This is a genomic window from Asticcacaulis biprosthecium C19, assembly GCF_000204015.1.
GTDB lineage: Bacteria > Pseudomonadota > Alphaproteobacteria > Caulobacterales > Caulobacteraceae > Asticcacaulis > Asticcacaulis biprosthecius.
Window position 1 is genome coordinate 852,565 of sequence record NZ_GL883077.1, and the last position, 6,513, is coordinate 859,077.

Consider the following 6,513-nt stretch of genomic DNA (forward strand, 5'->3'; position numbering starts at 1 on the left):
TCAGGCTCCTTGCTTGGGGTTTGTGGGCTTGGGGTTGGTGGTGGCAACTGGGCGCGCGATGCCCATGGCCAACGTCTCCAGGGCATCGATCACGGCAACGAAGTCGCGTTCGTTGACGCCGCCGCCGACGCGTTCGGCGATCCGCTGCAGCGCCTGGACGCCCAGCTTGGCCGTGTGCGCGGCGTAGATGGCGTCGATCCTCTGCTCGGCGGTGCCGTCCTCGAGGCGCGATTCCGCGGTGATGATCTCCATCTCGCGGCGTTGGGTGTCCTCGCGAAGGGTGAGCATGGCGTCACGCCAGGTCTTGATCAGGGTCACGCCGAGAACGACCGGCTCGCCGCGTTCTGCGGCCGCCATCGTCATCGTCATCCATCCGATCAGGGAGTCGACCAGCTTGGTATGGCGAACCTTGCTCATGCCGCCGCTCCTCGTTGCAGATCGTCGGCCGCTTCCTTGATGTAACGCAGGTCGCGCTTGGCCTTTTCGCCGCGCGCCATCCAGGTGGCCAGCTCCAGGACGCGGCTCATCTGCCGCAGTGCCCCGCCACCGGGCCGCATGGCGATCGATGTCAGGAAGGCGATCTCGATGCTGTCCGTGACCTCCCAGGCCTCGAGCATCATTTTGATGTCATAGCCAACCGGGCTGCGGAAGATTTCGCGCTTGGCGATCCGGCTGGAGCGCTGGGCAAAGCGCGCGGTCTTGTCGCCGTCGATCGACTTGGTGACCTCCATATTGCCGACAAAGGCCACGCCGCACTTGGTTTCATCGTGAATGCTGCGGATGACTTCCAGGACGCGTTCGCCCAGGTGCTGGGCTTCGTCGATGATGATCAGGGGCGTGTCGCGCTCCTTCAGCACACGGCGGATCTTCTGCGATAGGGCGAAACCCGTGCGACCGGGAACCGACAGGTGCATCGCTTCAAGCAACATCAGCAGGAAGGAGTTGGTGGTCGACAGTTCCGGCGCGCCAGTCAGCACGTAGACATTGCTGTTCTTGCGCTGGAAATCGACGATCGATTCTGTCTTCCCCAGGCCTGGGTGCCCCATGATGACCACCATGTAGCCGAGCTTGGCATAGGCATAGAGGCCCTGGCAGCTCTTGGCCGTCGCGGTCGGCTGGAAGGACGGCTTCCACATCTGGTTTTCGAACAGTTCGCGCTGGGTTTCGGCCGTCACGAACCACTTGGCCACTTCTTCGGCCAGCTTCTGGTTGTCGCCGGCATACTTGCCGGCCACGAAGGCGGAGAGCGTGCTCTCGGCCGTGCCGATCTTGCCGGCGATAACCTTCCAGGTCTCGTTGTTGTCGCGCTTGTAGGTCTGGAGCTTAGCCCGAAGGGCCTCCAGCATGTCATGGGTGAATTTGATTTTGTCGTCAGTCATGGTATTGTCTCTTGTCGTTAGCCGGTTTTGCCCGGCGTTGAGCCAAAGGCGCGGAGGGTTGCAGCCCTCTGCGCCTTACTTTTTGGGGCCTTCTGACCCGGACGACGGGGTGAGCCCGCCGTCAAAAACTTGAAATTTCCGCCACGGTTCGACCGTCTCGATCTGCTCGGCCAGCGCCGTAAACCGGTCGCGGTAGGAGATGGCGTCGGGCGCCGGTACCGGCGCCAGGCGTGCGGCGGCCGAACCGCGATTCCGCACCGGGCGGATGACGGTCGGTTCCGTCGCCGGCATCTCCGGGATCTCGATCGGCATGGCGGCGGCCATATCGGCGGCGCTGAGCAGCTCCTGAATCTTGATCGCCTCGCGCGTCGCCTTCTTCAGGTTGGCGTTCATCTTTGCCCGGTCCTGGGCGCCCTGGGCATCATAGAACCCAACCGCCGCCCGCACCTCGGCCGTGGCCAGGTGACGGCCCTTCAGGTCGTAGACCTCGACCGGCTGATGCAAGTTGTCCGGGTCGAACCGGACGGTCAGCATCTGGCCGGCATATTCATGCAGGACGTCGTGGTGGTAATGGTTGCCATAAAGCTGGACGCCGCCATGATCCTTGTTCGCCTTGACGTTTTCGGCCGTCAGCAGGCACATCCGCAGCTGCTCGGCCGAGGCGCGCCCGACGGCGGCGCCGGCGGCGAGAGAGTCGGCAAAGGTCTGGTCGTAGCTGCGGCCCTTGGCATTGGCGCCAGTGCGGCCCGTCTGGGCGTTATAGCGGGCTACGGCCTCGGCCAGGATGGCTTCAAAGACCTCGATATCGACTGCCTTGGTGGCGTAGTCTTCCGGCTTGGCATTCGGTTTATTGCCCGTCCAGGCGCCCTGGCATTGCGGCTTGCTGCTGACGATTTCTTCCAGCGGCCCGAACATGCGCTCGATCGGCTTGGCCTGGCCATGGTGCGGCGTCGCCCAGTGTTCCTTGATCCCCAGGGCCGGCAGGATGCCCAGCGGCTCCTCTTCCTTCACCTTGAAGCGGAAGCGCGTCTTGGCGCCGCCAGTGATCCACTTGCTGGCGAAGGCCCGGCCGTTGTCGAGCGTGAAATGCTGCGGGATTCCGTGGTTGCGGCACATGTCCAGGATGGCCAGCCGCGTCAGGACGGCGGATTCGACCAGGCCGGTACGCCACGCCAGGATCTTGTTAGAATACAGATCCTGAATCATGACGCTGATGACCCGGACCGGCTTGTCCTGGTTCGGCACCCGTACGAAGACATCCCACTTGTGGCCGTCGATATTGACGGCCTCCATGGCGTGCAGATGTTCGCGCGTCCGGATCTGCGGCGGAATGGTCTTGACCACCTCAGCCAGCCCCTTGGTCTTGGCGATGATCACGCGCTTGGACGTGGTGCGGCGCAGTTCCCGAGTAAGCTTTTTCGTGCAGGGCACGTCGGCCTCGGTCAGGCCGATCGACTTGGCATATTCCACCGTCTCACGGCGGCAGTGCTCAAAGCCCTGGCGTCCGGGGCGCAGCTTGAACGACTTGAAAAACTTCAAAATCCTGGGATCGACCTCGCTGCGGACGCCGCCGGCCTTGCGCCGCGATGCCAGTGCCGGCAGCCAGTCGGCCGGGCCCACGCTTTCGACCAGTTTGAGCCAGCCCCATAGGGAGGATGTCGAAACCTCATGCAGATGCGCCACCAGGGCGACGGCGGCCGACTTCGACAGGCCTGCTCGGTGCTGGGTATCGACCGCCTGTACGGCCTTTAGCCGCGCCTGGGCTTCAGCCTTGACGTGGTCGGGCTGTTTATCGAACCACCCCCAGGCATTTGCGTCATTCGCGGCTTCCGGGGCGGCCCTAAGGGGCGTTTTAGGGGCCTCTAAATCCGCATTTAGGAGGCCGCGAGCGATCAGCGCCTGCACCGTTACACTCGGCAGGACGGAATGGTGATATTCGAACCCGCCACCGCGTCCAGAGCGCTTGCGCCAGGCCGGCGAGCCGTTGGCACGGTAACGTCCGGCCCACGACGCGGCCATCTCGACCACCCGGTTGCGCTTGTTGCTCAACCCGGGCAGGTCCATGGCGGCCAGTTCAGCTGGCGCTAACCATAAATCTTTGCACGCAGTGACGCCCGTCGACATGGATTCAGGCGGCCTTTCCGGCGTTCAGGCACGCCATGAGGGTGGTGTCGCGCGCCAGGACATAATCCTGGGCGTCGGCGATCGCCTGGACGAATGGCCGCTGATCGGCGTTGAAGTTATCGACCACGTCGCGGACCAGGTATCCGGCGATCATGAAGGTCCGCAGGGACATAAGGATGCGGTCCAGCCCCTTCGCCACCTCGTCCCGCGCGGCTTCCCCGATCGGGCCGGCCTGGCCCAGACACGGCGCGTCCAGCTCCAGGGCGTGCAGCGCCCCGGTCGGTTCGACCTCGATCGACATGTCGATCTTCAGGGCCTGATTGACGCGTTTGCGGAAAATGATGACGTCGGTCATGACCTCTCTCCGATTTCGGGGGCGATCTGGGCCAGGAATCTGGCCCGCTTGGTAAGGCGTGAGAGCTTCAGCTGGGCGTCGCCCAGCTCCAGCGTCAGAAGCTGCTCGGCGGTAACGATCTGGACACCGATCTCATTGATCAGGGCGTTCAGGATGTCGAAGCGCTGGGTCGCGGCGAATAGCGCCAGTGCGCGGCCGAAGCTGATATTGTGGGTGGTCCGGGCCTCGCTGGCATAGGCATTGAGCATCGCCACGCTGATGGCCTTGTCGCCGTCTTCTCCCAGCAGAGCGCTGACATCGGCGGCCAGTTCCAGCCGCGTGCGCGGGTCGGACTGCATGGCCAGTGACACCGCCGACGCCACCCGCCGCTCGATCTCGGCCAGGGCGCCATCGCGCAGCGCCGGGGCGGGAATCCCCAGGCCCAGCTTCAATTGTGTCGCATCGAACGAAGGCCGCCGCTTACGCATTCGGGCCTCCATAGCGACGGACCAGCGCGCGATGCACCGAATCCATGTCCCAGTTCAGCGTGATTAGGTCCATGGCAAAGGCGGTCGCCGGCGCGCTGTGGGACAAACCAACGGCCTTGGCGGCACTGCGGGCCTGGCGCCGGATCACGACCCGGAATTGGCGTTGTTCCGCCGTCATCGTCATGCCGCACCGCCTTCGCGCCGCAACGCGTTGAGGTCGACCATTTCGTACTGGCCGGTGATCGGCGAATAGCGGTGGAAAGCCGTGACCTTTTTGACCGGGCCGAACTTGGCCAGGTACTCTTTGCAGCACCGGCCCCACATCTTGCGGCCCCACGACGTGTTCTGATGTGCCGGCCAGCCCTTGCCCTTCAGCGCCGCCTTGCGGTCGGCCATGGTGGCGTCATCCGGCAGGTCCTTGACCAGTTCGGCGATCAGGCTCTCACATGCGGCGCGCCAGTAGCTCACGACTCCACCAGCTTTCCGGCGCAGTCAAACCGGTAGGTTTTCACAGGCGGCTCGCCCTCAAAGCTGGCGAAGTCTAACTCAGCGCCATCCCACGCCTTATGCGATGGCCGCACTGTTTCTTCTCCCGCCCCGTTCTTCTTCACGGGGAGGGGGGACCGCGGAGCGGTGGGAGGGGTCTCTTCCTTACCAAACTTGTCCGTTTCCCAGCCCCAGACCTCGCCGGCCTCCCAGGGCTCGCGTGCGAAGATCTCGGCGCGGTAACAGTCGGGCCGCAGCGCCTGGAGCATATCGCGGGCGACGGCCGGCTTGCGGCTGTGCTCGCGGCGGCGCGCGATGATGGCATTGCGGATCGACCGCGACCCGATCGCCGGACGCCCCAGCGTCCCGATCAGCCAAAGCTCGGCGGCCCCGCGGTGAATGAACCCCGTGCCCATGCAAATCTTGCCGTTGCCGGCGATCTTGGTCCACGATCCGCCGGTCTTGTAGCTGAAACCCCAGGACTCCATGACGCGCAGCGCCTGCGGCAGATGCGGGAAGGTGGTCCACATCCACAGCAGGCAGTCTGGCGCAGCCAGTAGACGCACCTGGAGCCGCTTAAGCTCGGCCTCCGACATGGTCGGATAGTGCTTTTCCGGGCTCTTTTCGTAGCCGTCCTCGGTGCGCATGTCGTACGACCAGGGCGGATCGGCCAGGATGGCGCCATACTTGAGCGGCGTCAGCGGTGCGAAGTGAAAACCCCTCATGCCGCCAGCCTTTCGACCAGGGCCCGGATCAATGTGACCGCGGGTCCGTTGATTTGTTGGTTCATCGGCCGCCCGACATTGAACCGGGCGGCGATCTGCTGATCGTTGAGTCCCTTGGCAGCCAGCAGCATGATGGTCTCGGCGGCTTCGGTCATCACCCAGGACCTCGCCGTGTCGGCCGGCAGCGTCGTAATGCGTTCGTTGACCGTAAGCTGATCCTGGAAGGCGCCCGTCATGACCGTCTTGGCGGCGGTCTGCGCCGTCAGCTGCTGGAGCGCTCCGGCCAGCTTCTTCTTGAGCGAGGCAACCTCGCCGTTCAGCGCGTCGACTTCTTCCGACGGCTCGGCCTTGGCGGCGATGGCCTGATAGTCCGCGACAGCCTTCTGGTACTGCACGTCCAGGGCGTTCAGCTTGCCCTGGAGATCGGCGATGGCGGCCCGATTGGCGTTGCCGGCCGGGAGGTTGGCATCGCATTCCTTGACCTTGCGATCGAAGTCGGCCTGAAGGCGCTTCTTTTCGAGGTTCAGATTATCGAACCGGGCCTGCAGCGTCTCTAGTTCCGACACCTTACCGCCGAGGTCGAACTTGTAGCGCTCAGCCAGGCTTTGCCATTCGTCGCGCTCTTTGGCGACGATCTCCAGCCGGCCCTTGATATCCCGACGATCGGCCGCGACCTGGTCAAGCTCCTTTTCCAGCTCGCCAATCCGCGCCTGGGCTTCGTCGAGGTCGTTTTGCAGCCCCTCGGCTTCGACCTTCGCGGTGTCCAGTTGCCCTTGCAGCAACTCAACCTCGGCCGTCAGACCGTTGACACTGTCGTCGACCAGGTCATCGAGCTCAACATCGAGCGCGCGGACTTCCAGGATGGCGTCCACCATGGCATCCTTGATGGCGCTGGCCATTTCGGCGACCAGGACTCGGGCTTCCTTGTTGGCTCGGCGGGTCATTCCGCACCGCCTTCCTTCTCCGCCCCATGCAAT

9 protein-coding genes are annotated in these 6,513 nt (G+C 64.1%); all 9 read right to left on the minus strand.

All coding sequences use genetic code 11. The features are described from left to right. Complete coding sequence (locus ABI_RS04345) at window positions 1-417, minus strand: hypothetical protein (protein ID WP_006271626.1); 417 nt, start codon at window positions 415-417, stop codon at window positions 1-3. Continuing rightward, on the minus strand, window positions 414-1,379 hold the full coding sequence (locus tag ABI_RS04350) for an AAA family ATPase (protein WP_006271627.1): 966 nt from the start codon (window positions 1,377-1,379) through the stop codon (window positions 414-416). The genes ABI_RS04345 and ABI_RS04350 overlap by 4 nt, the downstream gene beginning before the upstream one ends. Window positions 1,380-1,454: 75 nt before the next feature. After that, window positions 1,455-3,443 (minus strand): transposase domain-containing protein, encoded by a 1,989-nt coding sequence (locus ABI_RS04355; protein WP_050808190.1) that lies wholly within the window; start codon window positions 3,441-3,443, stop codon window positions 1,455-1,457. 64 nt (window positions 3,444-3,507) lie between these two features. After that, window positions 3,508-3,858: a hypothetical protein gene (locus ABI_RS04360; protein WP_006271629.1), complete on the minus strand. Its 351-nt coding sequence runs from the start codon at window positions 3,856-3,858 to the stop codon at window positions 3,508-3,510. Then, window positions 3,855-4,325, minus strand: coding sequence for a hypothetical protein (locus tag ABI_RS04365; RefSeq protein WP_040308572.1), 471 nt, complete (start codon window positions 4,323-4,325; stop codon window positions 3,855-3,857). The genes ABI_RS04360 and ABI_RS04365 overlap by 4 nt, the downstream gene beginning before the upstream one ends. Next, window positions 4,318-4,509, minus strand: a complete 192-nt coding sequence (locus ABI_RS04370; RefSeq protein ID WP_006271631.1) for a hypothetical protein — start codon at window positions 4,507-4,509, stop codon at window positions 4,318-4,320. Before ABI_RS04370 ends, ABI_RS04365 begins: the two co-directional genes overlap by 8 nt. Next, complete coding sequence (locus ABI_RS04375; protein ID WP_006271632.1) at window positions 4,506-4,793, minus strand: hypothetical protein; 288 nt, start codon at window positions 4,791-4,793, stop codon at window positions 4,506-4,508. The genes ABI_RS04370 and ABI_RS04375 overlap by 4 nt, the downstream gene beginning before the upstream one ends. Further along, window positions 4,790-5,536: an MT-A70 family methyltransferase gene (locus ABI_RS04380; protein WP_006271633.1), complete on the minus strand. Its 747-nt coding sequence runs from the start codon at window positions 5,534-5,536 to the stop codon at window positions 4,790-4,792. Before ABI_RS04380 ends, ABI_RS04375 begins: the two co-directional genes overlap by 4 nt. Next, entirely contained in the window at window positions 5,533-6,480 is a 948-nt protein-coding gene (locus tag ABI_RS04385) for a hypothetical protein (protein WP_006271634.1), read from the minus strand. The genes ABI_RS04380 and ABI_RS04385 overlap by 4 nt, the downstream gene beginning before the upstream one ends. Window positions 6,481-6,513: the final 33 nt, after the last annotated feature.

Excerpts from the sequence above, each read along its gene's own strand:
- ABI_RS04345 (WP_006271626.1), bottom strand. The coding sequence starts at position 417 with ATGAGCAAGGTTCGCCATACCAAGCTGGTCGACTCCCTGATCGGATGG.
- ABI_RS04350 (WP_006271627.1), bottom strand. The coding sequence starts at position 1,379 with ATGACTGACGACAAAATCAAATTCACCCATGACATGCTGGAGGCCCTT.
- ABI_RS04355 (WP_050808190.1), bottom strand. The coding sequence starts at position 3,443 with ATGGACCTGCCCGGGTTGAGCAACAAGCGCAACCGGGTGGTCGAGATG.
- ABI_RS04360 (WP_006271629.1), bottom strand. The coding sequence starts at position 3,858 with ATGACCGACGTCATCATTTTCCGCAAACGCGTCAATCAGGCCCTGAAG.
- ABI_RS04365 (WP_040308572.1), bottom strand. The coding sequence starts at position 4,325 with ATGCGTAAGCGGCGGCCTTCGTTCGATGCGACACAATTGAAGCTGGGC.
- ABI_RS04370 (WP_006271631.1), bottom strand. The coding sequence starts at position 4,509 with ATGACGATGACGGCGGAACAACGCCAATTCCGGGTCGTGATCCGGCGC.
- ABI_RS04380 (WP_006271633.1), bottom strand. The coding sequence starts at position 5,536 with ATGAGGGGTTTTCACTTCGCACCGCTGACGCCGCTCAAGTATGGCGCC.
- ABI_RS04385 (WP_006271634.1), bottom strand. The coding sequence starts at position 6,480 with ATGACCCGCCGAGCCAACAAGGAAGCCCGAGTCCTGGTCGCCGAAATG.